Origin of the sequence: Spirosoma utsteinense (assembly GCF_014282275.1) — a bacterium.
GTDB lineage: Bacteria > Bacteroidota > Bacteroidia > Cytophagales > Spirosomataceae > Spirosoma > Spirosoma utsteinense.
This window is the reverse complement of sequence record NZ_VFIA01000014.1, coordinates 62,886-79,337: the sequence shown is the minus strand read 5'-3', so window position 1 is coordinate 79,337 and position 16,452 is coordinate 62,886. Positions and strand designations below refer to the sequence as shown.

At 52.0% G+C, this 16,452-nt stretch carries 11 protein-coding genes; 9 read left to right on the top strand and 2 right to left on the bottom strand.

The genetic code is table 11. The annotated features are described in order from the left end of the window. Positions 1-7: 7 nt before the first annotated feature. The 9 genes from FH603_RS13095 (at position 8) to FH603_RS13055 (ending at position 14,326) form a co-directional block, all read left to right on the top strand. A complete protein-coding gene (locus FH603_RS13095) occupies positions 8-2,239 on the top strand; it encodes a xanthine dehydrogenase family protein molybdopterin-binding subunit (protein ID WP_186737971.1) in 2,232 nt (743 codons plus the stop codon). Positions 2,240-2,423: 184 nt separating this feature from the next. Then, positions 2,424-2,900 carry a MarR family winged helix-turn-helix transcriptional regulator gene (locus FH603_RS13090; protein WP_235985525.1) on the top strand — a complete coding sequence of 159 codons (477 nt, stop codon included), beginning with the start codon at positions 2,424-2,426 and terminating at the stop codon, positions 2,898-2,900. 55 nt (positions 2,901-2,955) lie between these two features. Then, a complete protein-coding gene (locus tag FH603_RS13085) occupies positions 2,956-4,305 on the top strand; it encodes a TolC family protein (RefSeq protein ID WP_186737970.1) in 1,350 nt (449 codons plus the stop codon). A 23-nt stretch (positions 4,306-4,328) separates the two neighbouring features. Continuing rightward, a complete protein-coding gene (locus FH603_RS13080) occupies positions 4,329-5,384 on the top strand; it encodes an efflux RND transporter periplasmic adaptor subunit (protein ID WP_186737969.1) in 1,056 nt (351 codons plus the stop codon). Positions 5,385-5,396: 12 nt separating this feature from the next. Then, positions 5,397-8,528: an efflux RND transporter permease subunit gene (locus FH603_RS13075; RefSeq protein ID WP_186737968.1), complete on the top strand. Its 3,132-nt coding sequence runs from the start codon at positions 5,397-5,399 to the stop codon at positions 8,526-8,528. A 304-nt stretch (positions 8,529-8,832) separates the two neighbouring features. Continuing rightward, a complete protein-coding gene (locus tag FH603_RS13070) occupies positions 8,833-11,361 on the top strand; it encodes an ABC transporter permease (RefSeq protein ID WP_186737967.1) in 2,529 nt (842 codons plus the stop codon). Between the two features lie 170 nt (positions 11,362-11,531). After that, on the top strand, positions 11,532-12,596 hold the full coding sequence (locus tag FH603_RS13065; RefSeq protein WP_186737966.1) for a patatin-like phospholipase family protein: 1,065 nt from the start codon (positions 11,532-11,534) through the stop codon (positions 12,594-12,596). An 847-nt stretch (positions 12,597-13,443) separates the two neighbouring features. Beyond that, a complete protein-coding gene (locus FH603_RS13060) occupies positions 13,444-13,857 on the top strand; it encodes an antitoxin Xre-like helix-turn-helix domain-containing protein (protein ID WP_235985526.1) in 414 nt (137 codons plus the stop codon). Then, positions 13,814-14,326: an RES family NAD+ phosphorylase gene (locus FH603_RS13055; RefSeq protein ID WP_186737965.1), complete on the top strand. Its 513-nt coding sequence runs from the start codon at positions 13,814-13,816 to the stop codon at positions 14,324-14,326. The genes FH603_RS13060 and FH603_RS13055 overlap by 44 nt, the downstream gene beginning before the upstream one ends. A 69-nt stretch (positions 14,327-14,395) precedes the next feature. On the opposite strand, the gene FH603_RS13050 is transcribed toward FH603_RS13055, so the two are convergent. Further along, on the bottom strand, positions 14,396-15,223 hold the full coding sequence (locus FH603_RS13050) for a helix-turn-helix domain-containing protein (RefSeq protein ID WP_186737964.1): 828 nt from the start codon (positions 15,221-15,223) through the stop codon (positions 14,396-14,398). Continuing rightward, a complete protein-coding gene (locus FH603_RS13045; protein ID WP_186737963.1) occupies positions 15,224-16,195 on the bottom strand; it encodes an aldo/keto reductase in 972 nt (323 codons plus the stop codon). Positions 16,196-16,452: the final 257 nt, after the last annotated feature.

The window sequence follows — 16,452 nt, the reverse complement described above, 5'->3', positions numbered from 1 at the left end:
AAAACGCATGGCAAAGAAATTAATTGGCGACCCGATCGATCGGATCGACGGTGACCTGAAGGTTACGGGCCGCGCCCGGTACTCGGCCGATATGAAACGGCCCGATATGGTCTATGGGGTACTGGTGATGAGCAGCATCGGGAATGGTCGTATTCGTTCGTTCGATACGGCTGAGACACTGAAAATGCCGGGTGTGCTGACCGTCATGTCCTACGGAAATGCCCCTAAAGTGGCCGGGATCAATAAAAACAAACCCTCTGAAGTTGCCACCGATCGGGTGATGAGCCTGTTTCAGGATAACAAGGTTCATTACAATAATCAGCCCATTGCGATGGTCATCGCCGACACCTTCGAGCATGCCGTGGATGGAGCCGCCCGGGTCAAGGTAACGTATGAGTCTCAAAAGCCTAAGCCTCCCTTACCTGCGGGCAGGAACAACACCTTTACGCCCGAACGGTTGCCCCGGTACGACGATCAGGTAGATACGAAACGGGGTAACCTGAAAGCAGGTCTTTCGGGGGCCTCAACGAAGGTTACTGAAACGTATACGACGCCGACCCAAACCCATAATGCGCTGGAACCCCACGCGCTGATTGCCTATTGGGAGGGGGAGAAACTAACGATGTACAATGCAACGCAGGGCGTATCGGGGGTGCAGAAACGGATTTCCGAGCTGTTCGGTATGCCCAAGGAGAACGTTCGGGTGATCGCGCAGTTTGTGGGTGGCGGTTTTGGTAGTAAAGGGGCCACCTGGTCCCATGTTATGCTGGCTCCCATGGCGGCCAAACTGGTGGGGAAACCGGTTAAGCTGGTGCTTATGCGCGAACACATGTTCGGGATGGTCGGGTGGCGGTCGTCGACGGTCCAGAAAATGGTCGTCGGCACTAAAAAAGACGGTGAGTTTACCGCCCTCAGTCATGATACCATTTCCCAGACATCGGCCTTCGATGAGTTCGCCGAACCCGCCGGTACCATCTCCCGCATGATGTATGCCAGCCCCAATATGGAATCCACGCACCGCCTTATTCGGGCTAACATCGGTACGCCTTCGGCCATGCGCGCGCCCGGTGAGGCACCCGGCGTGTTTGCGCTGGAAAGTGTGGTCGATGAGGTGGCTTATGCGATCAACATGGACCCCATCGCTTTGCGGCTGAAAAACTACGCGGAGACAGATCCACACAAAAACCTGCCTTTCTCGAGTAAATCCCTCCGGGAGTGCTACCAGCAGGGGGCCGAGCGCTTCGGCTGGGCCAAACGAACGCCCGAACCGAGGAGCATGCGGGAAGGAAACGAACTCATCGGTATGGGTATGGCTTCCAGCATTTACCCCGTAAACCGGGCGGAGTCAACAGCTTTAGTGCGCATCAAGCCCGACGGCAAGGTTCAGGTAGAAACGGGTACGCAGGACATCGGTACCGGCACGTATACCGTCATGACGCAGGTTGCGGCCGACGTGCTGGGGTTGTCGCCGGACGATGTGACACTGAGTGCGGGCGATACGAGATTTCCCGAGTCGACCACATCGGGCGGTTCGCGGACGACCGCCAGCACAGGATCGGCAGTGACACAGGCGGCTCAGGCCGTTCTCAAACAAGCCAAGCAACTGGCGTATAAAGACAAGCGGTCCCCTCTGTTCAATGTGGCCGAAGCGGAAATTGTAGCTGAGAACGGTCGACTCCAGACGAAGTCGGACCCGCGGCAGGGTGAAACCTTCGTCAGTCTGCTGAAGCGGAACGGCTCCAAACCGCTCGAAGCCAAGATGCTGTCGAAATCGGCTGACGAAAAGGATAATTATTCACTGAATGCGTTCGGGTCCATTTTTGCCGAGGTACGTATCGATGAAGCCCTGGGCCGGATACGGGTTAGCCGTATGATCGGCACGTTTGCGGCCGGCCGGATATTGAACGCAAAAACAGCCCGTAGTCAGATACTGGGCGGGATGATCTGGGGGGTGAGTATGGCGTTGCTCGAAGACACCCTGATCGATCCGCGAACGGGTCGGGTCATGAACCCGAACCTGGCCGAGTACCACGTACCGGTCAATGCCGATATCGAAGAGATCGATGGCTTTTTCATTGAAGAAAAGGATGAGACCGTCAACCCGGCAGGCGTTAAAGGCATCGGCGAGATTGGCGTCGTTGGCTCTGTTTCGGCTATTGCCAATGCTGTTTACCACGCTACCGGCAAGCGCATTCGTGATTTACCCATCACCCTCGAAAAAGTGCTGGACTACCGGTAACGGGGCCAAAAACAGACAGAAAATCAGGAATTTGAGCGCGGGCGAGTAGCCTGCGCTTTTTTTGTGCTACCTGTTTACGTCAGGATGGCTTAGAAAAAATGACCGATTAATGTATTTACATTGAAATTAGAAACCCTTTTCCCGACAATTTGGTTGATATAGCAACCTACTTTACCTTTGCCCCATGACTGTTTTAAAAGAAATGGATATACAGGCCAGATTTACCGAGCGGATGGGCACCCAGTCCATCTTCCTGATCAGCCATGTTGGCCATTTAATGGCACGAAAGGCTAATCGTGAACTGGCGCGGTTGGGCTTTACCTTACAGATCGAGCAGTTTCCGGTTCTGTTCATTGTCTACTTTTCGGGCGATGATCTACTGTCGCAGCAGGACATTGCCAATTTCCTGCAAAAAGACAAATCAGGGATACAGCGCTCTGTGCGCACATTGGAACGGGACGGGTACTTACGGGTCGTTGCGGATAGCGAAGATCGGCGTAAAAACCTGATCCGGTTGACACCCGCCGGTAAGATGATCATTGAACAGGCCATTAAAACCACGGAAACAATTGATGAGGAGGTGATGAGCCAGCTGACCGCCGAGGAACGGGATACGTTCCTGAAGACAACCCGCAAGATTGCGATACTCTTAGAAAAGTAATTTTTTTATTTTATTAGTTGATATATCTACAGTAGACGGATCAACGATTGGATTTATGAAACGATTAATTGCACTTGGCTTAGCTTTTTTCCTGGCGTTGCCGCTTAGCGGATGGTCACAAGCGCAGGCCCTAGCCCCGGCAACGTTCCGGTTGAAGGACTGTATCGACTACGGTCTGAAAAATTTTGGCAGTGTCAAAATTGCCCAGTACCAGCTTCAGAACGCCGACCAGCAGGCCCGGCTGGCATTGAGTCAGTACCTGCCCCAGGTAAACGTGACCGGTACCAGCGTTAACAATATTAAACTGCAGCAGAGTGTCATACCGGCGGGCGTGTTCGGACCCGAACCGCAGGTGTTCATCATTGGCCAGAAATACCAGACCAACATAACGGCTCAGGCCAGCCAGACACTCTTCGACAAATCGCTACTGATCGGTATTAAAGCCAACAAACCCAATCAGCAGTTAGCCGCGCTCAATACCCGCCAGACACAGGAAGATGTTATCTATAATATTGCCAGTAACTACTACCAGGTATTTGTGTCCCAGCAGCAGATCGGTCTGCTACGCGATAATCTGGAGCGGACGCAGCAGGTACTCAACATCCTGAAACTCCAGCGCGACAACGGGGTCATCCAGCCCGTCGACTACACCCGGACGGAGGTAAGCTACAATAGTACCCAGTCGCAGTTGACGCTGGCCGAGAACGACCTTAACCTGGCGCTGAACCGGTTGAAGTACCAGATGGGGATGTCGCAGGAGCAGAATCTGGTGCTGTCCGATTCAGCCCTGCTGACGCAGCTGCCTACCCTGGAGCCGGGTCAGTTTGAAGCGGGGAGTCTGGTTTCGTTTCAACAGGCCCAAACCAATATTGCCTTACAGGAACTGCAACTGCAACGGATCAAGGCCGGTTATCTGCCAACGCTAAGTCTGACCGCCAATTACGGTACGGTTAACCTGGGTGCCCAGACGATTGACCGGATCTTCACCAACTTCGTCGGTTTCGGCAGCTTCGGACTTCGGTTGAGCATCCCCATATTCGACGGTTTCTCACGGGATGCCCAGATCAGGCAGCAGCGGCTTACGCTGCTGACGCAGGAGGAACAGCAAAAACTGAACGTGTCGGCCTACCGGCTACAGTTCAACAACGCCCAGTCGCAGATACAGCGGGCGCAGACAACGGTCCAGAACGACGACCGCAACGTGAAGCTGGCGCAGGAGGTTTACAACATTACTACCCTTCAATACAAACAGGGGACCAAGCTGCTGTCGGACGTGATCAACGCCGACAACTCCTACCGCGAAGCCCGAACCAACTACATCAATTCGCTGATAAACCTGTATCAGGCCCGTCTGGATCTGGAACAATCGCAGGGTAAACTGCTTTCTTTTTACAACCAACTCTGAGTAATACAACCGACTAATAGATCATGAAAAAGACAACGCTAATCGTCGTCGTAGCCTTACTAGCCATTACCGGTTTGATTGGCTTCCGCCTGGCGGCCAACAAAGAAAAGATCGATGCGCAGAAACTGCCCGTCGTTAAAACAAATGTGGCTATCCCCGTAACCGTTGTGCCGGTGGCAGAAGGAACCGTCAGTCAGCAACTCGTCAAAACGGGTAATCTGGTTCCCTTTAAAGAGGCCGAAATTATTGCTACCACTGCGGGCAAGGTCACGAAGGTTAATTTCAACCTGGGCTCGACCATCCGGCCGGGTGCTACGCTGGTCGAACTCGACAATCGGCTTAAGGAACTGTCGCTGGAAGCAACCCAGCTTTCCATCGACCGGTTGAAGAAAGATGTAACGCGCTACAACACACTGCTGGCCGGTAACGCCACGACAGAATTGCAGGTGAACGACACCAAGTACAATTACGAGAACGCCGTCAATCAGGCGGAGCAGATCAGGAAACAGATTGCCGACGCCAATGTAAAAGCGCCCATCGGGGGCCGCATCGTGCAGAAGGATATCGAACCCGGCGAGTATATCACCGTTGGTAAAGTGCTGGGTCGGGTGCTGGACGTGGCCCGGCTGAAAGTGCAGGTGCCCGTCAACGAAAGCGACGTGTATCAGTTGCGCGAAGGGCAGCCGGTCAACGTGTCGGCCGATGTGTTTCCGGGGCGCACGTTCCGGGGCCGTATCAGCTACATAGCTCCCCATGGCAGCGAAGAGCACAATTACCCGGTAGAGATCACCATTGATAATGGCAGCAGCTTGAAGGCGGGTACGTTCGTCAACGTCGATTTCTCGCAGAAGTCAGCGCAGAAAGCGCTCCAGATTCCGCGTTCGGCGCTTGTCGAAAGTATCAAGAATCCATATGTATTTGTCGTGAACAACAATGTAGCGGCCCGACGCACGATTCAGGTGGGCCGCGATTTTGGCGACTCGATCGAAGTGCTTGGTGGCCTGAAAGCGGGCGACCAGGTGGTCACCACCGGTCAGTTGAACCTGAGTGATGGCAAGCCGGTACAAATCACAAAATAATCAACAGAAACTATGTCTATATCTGAAATAGCCGTCAAACGGCCGTTGCTGATATTAACCATCTTTACCGTCCTGATCCTGTTCGGGGCGCTCAGCTATCAGCAGCTGTCCTATAACCTTCTGCCAAAATTTGAGGCCAACGTCATCAGTGTGGTGACGACCTACCGGGGTGCTTCGGCCGACGAGGTCGAAACGAACGTGACCAAGCGCATAGAAGAGGCTCTCTCGGCGCTGGAAGGGCTGGACCGGATGACGTCGACCTCGCAGGAAGGGGCGTCGAGTGTCATTATCCAGTTGAAAAACGGGGTAAATACCACACTGGCCCAGCAGGATGCCCAGCGTAAAATCGAGCAGATCATCAACCTGCTGCCCGACGAAGCCGACCGGCCTATCCTCAATAAATTCTCGACCGACGAAATTCCGGTTCTACGAATGGGGGTTACGGCCGAAATGTCGCCATCGGCACTCTATGACCTAATTGACAATGATATAAAACCGCAGCTTTCGAACGTGTCGGGGGTTGGTCAGGTGAACATCATTGGCGGTAATGAGCGCGAAATTCAAGTGAACGTCAACACCGAAAAACTGAGAGGTTACGGTATCTCCATTGGTCAGGTGTCGCAGGCCATCAATGCTGCCAATACCAGCTATCCGGCGGGTCAGCTGGAAACGCGTCAGTCGCAGTATTCGATTCGGTTCGATGCGTCGGTTCAGACGATCAACCGCCTGCGTGATCTGATCGTTGCGCGCCGGACGGATGGGAGTCAGGTGCTGCTGAAAGACGTGGCCGAAGTGGTCGACGCGACCACGAAGCCAACGGCGATCAACCACATCAATGCCCGGCCATCCATTGGCCTTCAGATCCAGAAACAGTCCGATGCCAATGCCGTGTCGGTAAGCCAGGGGGCTCAGATCAAGATCGCCCAGCTCGAAAAGCAGTATAGCAAGGTCGCGCTGAAGTTCAACATCGCATCCGACCAGTCGATTTACACCCTGGCATCGGCCCATGCCGTCGTTGAAGATATGGGTCTGGCCGTGCTGATCGTGTCGCTGGTGATGCTGCTGTTCCTCCACAGTTTCCGGTCGGCGCTGTTCGTACTGGTGGCGCTTCCATCGTCCATGATTCCAACGTTTGCGCTCATGTATATCATGGGCTTCTCGTTGAACCTGATGACGCTGATGGCTCTTTCGCTGGTGGTCGGTATTCTGGTCGATGACTCTATTGTGGTGTTGGAAAATATTAACCGACATCTGGAAATGGGTAAAGACAAACGGCAGGCCGCTCTGGACGGGCGGAGTGAGATCGGGTTTACAGCCCTGGCCATCACCCTGGTCGACGTCGTGGTATTCGTGCCGCTGGCCATGACGGGTGGTCTGATCGGAAATATCCTGCGGGAGTTTGCGCTGGTGGTGGTATTCTCAACACTGATGAGTTTGCTGGTGTCCTTTACGCTGACGCCCTTGCTGGCTTCCCGCTTCGGCAAGATCGAAGTCCTGAATCCGAAAACCCTGTGGGGTGGCCTGAACCTGGGTTTCGAGCGGTTCCTGGATCGGCTGACCAACGCCTATGGCACCATTCTGGTGTGGGTACTGGGGCATAAGCGCTATGTATTCTTGGGGGTCATTGCCTTGCTGGTAGGGTCGATTGCGTTGGTGCCTGCCGGCTTCATTGGTGGGGCGTTCATGCCGCAGAGTGATCAGGGCGAAATGAGCGTACAGGTTGAACTGGCGCCCACGGCATCCATTTACCAGACGAACACCATTGCCCAGCGAGCGGAGCAGATCATCATGAAGCACCCCGAGGTAACGAACGTGTTTACCAACGTCGGCTACAGCAGTAACGGTCTGGCCACCTCCTCGAACAGTAATCTGGCTGATATCAACATCAAGCTGATCGACAAGAAGCAGCGTAAATTATCGACCGAAGCCTTTGGTCAGGTTCTGAAACAGGAAGTAAGCCAGATTCCGGGGGTGAAGGTGACGGTTAGCCCGGTTGGTATCGTGGGCGCTTCGCAGGCACCGATCATGATTGCGGTAAAGGGTACAAAACTCGCCGACATCCGGAAAGCAGCCGCACTGGTGAGGCAGGTGACCGCGTCGGTACCGGGTACGCAGGACGTCAAGTATTCGGTGAAAGATCCAAAGCCGGAAGTAACCGTCAACCTCAACCGGGAACGCATGGCGCAGCTGGGAATCAGCGCGTCGGATGTGGGGCTTGCCCTTCAGAACGCCTTCCGGGGAAATGACCTGTCGAAGTTCAAGCAAAACGGGAATGAATACGATATCCTCGTGAGTCTGGATCAGTTCGACCGGACGCAGGCGCAGGACGTAAGCCACCTGTCGTTCGTGAACAACCAGGGAAAAATGTTTGAACTGTCCCAGTTTGCTACGGTACAGGAGCAGGTAGGGGAGAGTGTACTGGAACGGATCGACCGGCTGTCGTCCATCACCATCAATGCGCAGGTCGTAGGTCGCCCGGTGGGAACGGTGGGTACCGATATCCAGACGAAGATGGCGCAGCAGAAGCTGCCGGAAGGCGTAAGCATCCAGTATCTGGGTCAGCTTCAGCAGCAGTCCGACGCCTTTGGTAGCCTGGGACTGGCGTTGATGATCGCCATTCTGCTGGTGTATTTCATCATGGTGGCGCTGTACGAAAGTGTCGTATATCCATTCGTCGTTCTGTTCTCCATTCCGGTGGCGCTGGTCGGTGCGCTGCTGGCCCTGGCATTGACGATGGAAAGCCTGACGGTGTTCTCGATTGTGGGTATGATCATGCTGCTCGGTCTGGTGGCCAAGAACGCCATCCTGATCGTCGACTTTACCAACCAGCTGAAAGCGGAGGGGCATGAGGTTGTCGAAGCCCTGATCGAAGCGGGCAAAGAGCGTCTGCGTCCTATCCTGATGACGACACTGGCCATGATTCTGGGTATGCTTCCCATTGCTCTGGCCAGCGGTGCCGGTGCCGAAACCAAGAACGGCATGGCGTGGGTGATCATCGGCGGGTTGACCTCGTCGCTGGTCCTGACCCTGCTGGTAGTACCGTCGACATACCTGGTCGTTGACCGGCTCATAGCCCGGTTCACGAAGAAGAAAGTAACGCCGAAAAAACCCCAGGAACTGGAAGTGGCAAAAGCCATGAGCTAGTCGCCGAGGTTAGTCGGTAATCAAAAAAGCCCGCTCTTGAGTGGGCTTTTTTGCTGTATGAAATTTCGTTTTTGTCCTCAGACTTTCGTCCCATTTTTTGACCGATTCACCCCATTTGTTCATTTTGCTTGTAAATGCCCGGTATTCTTGCAGCAGATTTCTCGTGCGTTCGAAGCGAACAGGTTGAGCGGTATGTTCGATCCATCATGACGCGTTGCGCGAAGCGAATCTACGGTGCCCCTATCTCTTTTCAGCAGTATAGGGTTCGGAGATCAGATTTTGTCAACCTTTTATCAATTGGGTCATGATCGGAAGCTACCTTAAAACATCGACACGCAACTTGTTGCATAACAAGCTGTTCTCGTTCATCAATATTATTGGCCTTGCCATCAGTATGTCGGTCGGGTTATTGCTGATCGCGTTCGTGCTCGACCTGCACTCATACGACAGGTTCCACCAGAACGGGGAAAGGATCTATCGCATCACCAGCGTACTGACCGACAATCGTGAACAGGGACGGGCCGCGGGCGGTCGGGCCGCGATCGGTCGGGCCGCAGGCAGCAAGTTTGCGACCACATCGATAAAGACCGGGAAGCTTATCCGGGAGAAAGTGTCCAGCATTGACCGGTTTGCCGACGCGGAAGTGGTTATCATGCGTAACGACTTTTCGCAGGACGCGAAGGTTGGCGACAAAACGCTTCCCATCAAAGGCTTCTGGGCGGAGTCGTCGCTGTTCAGACTATTTACCTTTCCGATGCTGGAAGGTAATCCCGCCACGGCGCTGAACGATCCTTACTCGATCGTTCTTACGGAGACGGCAGCCAGAAAGCTATTCGGTAATGAATCTGCGCTCGGCAAGGCGATTAAATTCGATACACTCGCCTACCAGGTGACCGGTGTCATGAAGGACGTTCCCTTCTTTTCGCATATCCACTTCGAAGCGTTGGTATCGCTGTCGACAGCCGAGCAACTTAACAAAAACGACGGAAATTTCGGGAAATGGACTAGTATATGGGCGAACTACGTGTACCTGCGGCTACCGGAAAATGCCACCATCGCGTCGATTCAGTTGCAGCTCGACGCCATTGCAAACACGGAGAATCTCGCCGAAGAAAACACGAAGATCCAACTCGAACTTCTGCCTTTATATGAGACTGTGGTTGGAGAAGAGTTCCGTAGCGCTGAAGGAGGCCCTGGGTCGGTAGGCCCTCACCTGTCTCCCCGTGTGCTTTGGATACTCGGCGGGCTGGCACTCGTTGTGATCCTGTCTGCCTGTTTCAATTATACCAATCTTTCGATGGCGCGTGCTATGCGCCGTTTTAAAGAAGTAGGCCTTCGCAAAGCGATCGGAGCCGACAGAAGTCAGGTATGGCAACAGTTCCTCATGGAGGCAGTTATGATCTCGCTGGCGGCCCTTCTGCTTTCGTTCTTTTTATTCCTCGGATTGCGGCCGCAGTTGATAAACCTGGCTCCGGAGATGCAACGCATGGTGAAGCTTGAGCTTACTCCGGTTATGGTCCTGGCCTTCATCGTCTTTTCGGTCACCGTTGGTGTTATTGCCGGCTTCATGCCTGCCCTGTACTTTTCGAAAGTCAGCGCGATCCATGCGCTCAGGAATGTGTCCGCTGGGAATGCCCAGCGTGGCCCGGCCGCTTCACCGGCGTACCGGTTGGTAAAAGCGTTCAAACACGTACTACTTAGACGCGCTCTGGTGGTGGTCCAATACACGGTTACCCTAATTTTTATAACAGCAACTGCCGTTGGGTATGTGCAGTATAAAAACATCCTTGCCTTCGATCTGGGATTCAACACAGCAAACATTCTGAATATCAAGATGCAGGGTAATAAACCCGATGTGCTTTTGAAAAAACTGAGTGAGATGCCGGAAGTAACCGCCCTGTCCCGGTCGTTGATAGTCACCAGCGTTGGGAACGCGTGGGGTGGATTCATGCGCTACAACGATTCGCGCGACTCTGCCCTGGTCCTGACTAACCACGTCGACGAGAACTACCTGGCGCTGCATGAATACAAGCTCCTTGCCGGGGGTAATTTCAAAACACGACCTACGACGATCGTAGCGGCCACGGAAGTGATCGTTAACCAGCGCGTCCTGAAACGGTTTAACATCGGTAACGGCAATCCCGAAAAAGCAATCGGAGAGACGATCACTTTCAGTAATGCTCAGGGCGCTAACCGAAAAATGACCATTGTTGGGGTAATAAAAGACTTTCACTATGGCAAGGTCGACAACCTGATCGAGCCGGTAGCCTTCATGCCCTGGACACCGGAAAACGGGGCAATTATCAATGCCAAAATACAAAGCGCCGACATGCTGGCGTCCATGGCCAGCATAGAATCCGAATGGAAAAAGATAGATCCTGTTCATCCCTTCGAGGCTAAATTTTTTGACGAGGAGATAGAAGAAGCTTACAGCGAATTTTCCACCATGATCAAGGTCATCGGCTTCCTTTCCTTTCTTGCTATTTCTATTGCATCGATGGGATTATTTGGAATGGTGGTATTCACAACGGAGACAAGGTTAAAAGAAATCAGCATCCGAAAGGTTATGGGGGCCAGCTCGGGCAGCCTTGTCTACTTGCTGAGTCGCGGGTTTTTGGCGCTCCTGTCGCTATCGGCGCTCATTGCCCTGCCCGTAACGTACCTCTTCTTCGAAAACGTTGTGCTCACCAATTTTCCGTATCACACACCCGTACAGGTCGCCGAGTTGCTGGTTGGCGTGCTGGCGGTAATGCTGATCGCATTCATTATGATCGGGTCGCAGACAATGAAGGCCGCGAAGAGTAATCCGGCGCAAGTCCTGAAGAGTCAGTAGGGGGCTTACTGATTATCTTTTCTGAGAAAACAGGTATTGACGTATTCAGGCAGTATAGGTAAGCATGACCTTACTCTAAAAAGGGTGTTTTTCCCGTCTTCTGATTACCACTACATGTATAGATTTATAGAATTAACACGACTTCCTCCCGGACCTAATTGACAGTGCATATGTATACGATTCTATCTATTGATGGTGGTGGTATCCGGGGAATCATCCCGGGTCAGGTCATGGTAACCCTGGAAGCTAAACTAGCCGCCAGGGTTTTGCAGACTCCGGAGTTAGCCGCCCACTACACCGATGCGGTTAGGCTATCTGATTTCTTTGACTTTTTTGCCGGGACCTCAACGGGTGGCATTTTAACGACCCTCTACCTGTGTCCAGACTCCAAAAATCCGGGCCGCCCCCGTTTCTCAGCGCAGGACGCACTAAATCTTTACCTGGAACAGGGCGACGATATTTTTGACGTATCTATCTGGAAAAAGATCGCTTCAGCCGATGGGGTGGGGGATGAAAAACATGATGCTACACAACTTGAACGAGTTTTGAAGCGGTATTTGGGCAATACAAAGCTTAGTGAGCTATTGAGACCCTGCCTGATTACTTCCTATGACATTCGCCGACGAAGGACTCACTTCTTCAATCAGGTCGATGCAGAGACATTTGGTAACTCCCATGATTACCTGCTTCGGGATGTTTGCCGGGCAACGTCAGCTGCACCCACTTACTTTGAAACGGCACTTACCTGTTCGCTGGATGAAGTTACGTATCCATTGATTGATGGAGGTGTCTTTGCCAACAATCCAGCCTTGTGCGCTTACTCGGAAGTGCGCAATATGAATCCCAAGCTGAAAGCCGCCGACATGCTAATCGTTTCGCTGGGTACTGGTAGCGAGAATGAATCATACTCGTACAACGAAGCGCGGAATTGGGGGTCGATTGCCTGGGTACGACCCGTCATTGATATCATGATGTCAGGAGCCGCTGAAGTAACGGATTACCATCTTACCAAGATGTACTCAGCCGTGAAAAGGGAAAATCAGTATATCCGGTTTCAGCCTGCCGATCTTGGCGATGCTGATATGGCCATGGACAATGCAAAACCCAAGAATTTACGGGCTCTCCTGGAGGTAGGTAAACGGACAGCAATTGATTGCAATGACGAGCTGGATCGACTGGTCGATGTACTGATTTCCAATAAAAAAGTAACCTTGATAGCTACGCAAGTTAATTAATGATTGTTTAATAAGTCTGTAAAGATGGGCGCTCGGCAAGTCAGTCTACTTCACGTGCTTATTCGTATTCAGGAAGCTATGAGAAAAGCACTACGCCATGCTTCGCGCTTTTGAACTGCTTTCCAACCAGAACCAGAGTATCGGGGTCCAGCTAGTGCCGGGCTTGCTTGCCCGCCGTAGATCTACTATACGATGGCCGCTAAATCAAGTTCGACGTTACTCTTTGTACTATGGGTATCTCTGCTGAGCTGCAATCCCAAAGACCCGCTGCCTTTGGATACCTGGTCACAGGGCTGCATCCAGTTAGCGCCCGATTCACAGGGGTTTCGTCTGAGTGGGATGTGTTGTGAGTATATCATTTTGCCCCAAATGAAGCTTGATAGACACCAACAATTTTCCGTCAAAGCGGAGTACTTCACCTTTACCGGAGCCGGTTTCGCCGGTCAGCCGATCATCGTAAACGGCAAACTTTCAGGCGATGGGCAAACCTTAACGATCAGCTATCCTACTGGCACGGCTGTGACAACTCATGAGTTAAGACCAGGGGCCGCCACTATGTATTGTTTTTGCGGTTGTGACTAGTACTGTTCCAATTTAATTAATGGAAACAACTGGTTTGTTTACCGGATTCACTTGTTCATACCATCGCTTGAGTTTGGTTTCCGCCGTAGTCACCGTAAAACTCCAGTTACCCAGCTTTTTGATACTTCCAGTTCATACCTGAACCGGAAGTATCAAAAGCATAGTTACAATGCTATCAAATGAGGCTGCACGCCCTATTTGATGGCACAATATGGCAACCCAAGCTACTGCTTACAGTAGCGAACATAAACCCTATTCTCAGCCAATGACGGCTCTTCAACTCATTGACCGCTCCCGCCAAGGGCTGTTGGGCACCGAGGCTGGACGCATCGCCGGACTACTGGGGGTTACCGATAAGGAGATGGTTCGGCTGCTTAATCAATCGACAGCTACCTTCCACCGACACGCAAAGGCTGCGCGACTCGATGCCTCTACCTCCGAAAAGCTTCTGCTACTGGGTCGATTGGCTGGCTGTGGAACAACCATTTTTCAGAATCAAGGCATGTTCAACCGCTGGCTGCGTCGACCTTTACGTCTGTTAGGGGATCGTACCTCCTTAGATCTGCTGGATAGTCCCACCGGTGTCCAGTTAATCGAGATATCTTGGGGCGGATTGAATACGGTGTCTTCAGCTAATGGCCATCACGCTGTATCGTATCCAAACCGACGCGCACCGTGACAGCATCCTGGAGGGTACAGGAGCTAAGTTATGGGGTGGGCTGTGGAATGCCCAAGGGCGGTCTATGGTCTACACGGTCACTACCCCCGAGCTATGTTTGCTGGAGTACATGGTGCATCTGGATGGCACGCCTTTAGCGGACCTGCCTCCGCTGATTCTATGTGAAATTGCCGTATCCGATCACTCCATACGCTTTGTTCGCCTAGAAGAGCTGCCTCTTGGCTGGGATAATCCCTATGCTACCCCTGTAGGCTTACCGCTTTTTGCTGAACAGCAGTTCGAGCGCCACAAGTGCTTCTGTTTGGCCTTACCTTCAGCTATTTTTCCCCTGTCACCTTCCCGGAATGTATTGATAGATCCCTTACATGCTCAGCGCAGCGAGTGCCGCGTCCTCTCGATTCAATCTTACCCGATTGATCCACGCTTACCAACAGCGGCATTAGCCTATAGAGCTGTGCATGTTGGGTGACACCTTTTTAATGATAGGTCAGTGGCTATAGGCAAACTTGAAAAAAGGCCGTTTTATGAAACTAGTAAATCACTTTGGAGAAAGACCATAATTCAGTGCAGTAGGCGCTACGCCGAACTTTTTCTTGAAGGAATGGGAGAAGTGTGACAGGCTTTCAAATCCCAGGTCAAGGTAAATTGCCGAGGGTCTTTGATGTTTGGTTTCGATGAGGTGCTTTGCTTCAGTCAGCCGTTTGTCCTGTAGCCAATGACGGGGCGGAACACCGAATGTTTTCAGGAAATCGCGTTTGAAGGCGGCCAAGCTGCGGCCGGTAAGCTGCGCGAATTTTTCAACGGGAACGTTGAAATGAAAGTTACTGAGCATGAAATTTTCCAGGTTTATCTTGTAAGGTGCTGAAAAGTTGAATAAGAAGTTGCCAAGTCCCGGTAGGGCCAGTAATAGCAATTTAACGCCTTCCTTCACTTTCAGAATGCCCATTTCGTCGGTCATGGTCGCTCCTGAACTTCGGGCGTAGGGAACGACAGATTGAAAATAGCCCTGCAGAAATTCGTTGGCAGGAATCAAGAGATTGGGCGGGCCAATGTATTTCCGGTCCGCTTCGAGCTTTTCCTCTAATACAATCTTACGCAACAGGTCCTCCTGCAGGGATATCACGATTGTTTCATAGTTCCCGCCAGGCAGCGGTGTTTTGGTGAGCGTACCCAACTGGTTTTTGCCGATCAGCAGCATTTCTCCTCCAGTCATCGAAATGGTTTGCCCGGAGGTCTCTAAGGTAAGCTGTCCTGAAACCTGCAATATCAAGGTATGGTGGTTCCAGAAACATACTTTCTCCTTCCGCTCAGTGGAGAGGTAAGAGTAGAAAATCACTCCCGGAAGAATTTCGGCTGGACTGGTCATTTAACGTTGTAAGTAAGTGCCACCAAGAATGGCGCCCATTGCAAACGTAGTATTCAAGGTATTCATCTCTTCCGGTGTAAATTCAATAGTCATCGCTGCCGTGTTTTCGGGTAAGCGCGACCGACGACTCATGCTGACTAATGGCATAATATGATCGCCTTGCTCGTTCACCCAGGCGATTGCCACCTGAGTTGGGGTGTAACCTTTGTTGCTGGCTACTTGCGTTAAGACGTCGACTTTTTCCAGGTTTTCCAGTAAGTTTTTACCTTGAAAACGAGAGAAATGGTTCCTGTAATCGTTATCGGCGAGTGGCGCTTTCAGTTCACCGGTTAACAAGCCTTCAGCCGTAGTGGCGAAGGCCACTATGCCAATGCCTAATTCCTTTGCTGTTGGCAGCAGTTCGCTTTCTATCTGACGGTCGGCCAGCGAGTAACCGATCTCCAGCGCGCTTATAGGGTGAATGTCGTTGGCTTTACGAAGTTGGTCAGCCGTAATTTCCGACACGCCAATGGTACGCACTTTACCTTCTTGAATCAGGTCGACGACTGTTCCAATGATGTCCTCCACCGGCACGCTGTTATCCATTCGGCTAGGCTGGTAGAGGTCAATTGTTTCAATACCTAAACGGGTCAGCGAGTAGTTGATAAAATTCTTGATCGCGATGGGACGCAGATCCATGCCTATGGGCTGACCGTTGTGAAAGATAGCCCCGAATTTTACGCTGATGAAGGCATCGTCGCGCCTTCCCTTAATGGCTTTGCCTACCAGCATTTCATTATGACCGGCCCCGTAAAAGTCTCCGGTGTTCAAAAAATTGATACCCCTATCCAAAGCTTCATGGATCGTAGCGATGCTTTCGGTTTCATCAGGCGTAGCCCCGCCCCAGATCGAAGACATACGCATACAGCCTAAACCAAGTTTGGAGACGAAGGGGCCGTTTTGACCCAACTGAATTTTTGTGATGTTTTTCATGCTACAAAGATCGAACGCCAACACACGCCTTAGTTTCCTCTACGGCTCAACTATTTTGTCTGTACGGCTCATTTAAAGTTGAGCCGTGGTAAAAAATGATGTTGTGGAATACAACCACAGGAATAAGGTTACTGAGACCTAAAAATTGCTTATGTCTACTAGCGATCGTCTCACAAAACCCTCCCCAAAGTGAGACGATACAACCATCATGCATCTGCTCCTTAAATGGGGCGTTTAGTAAGACAGTTAATACTCAC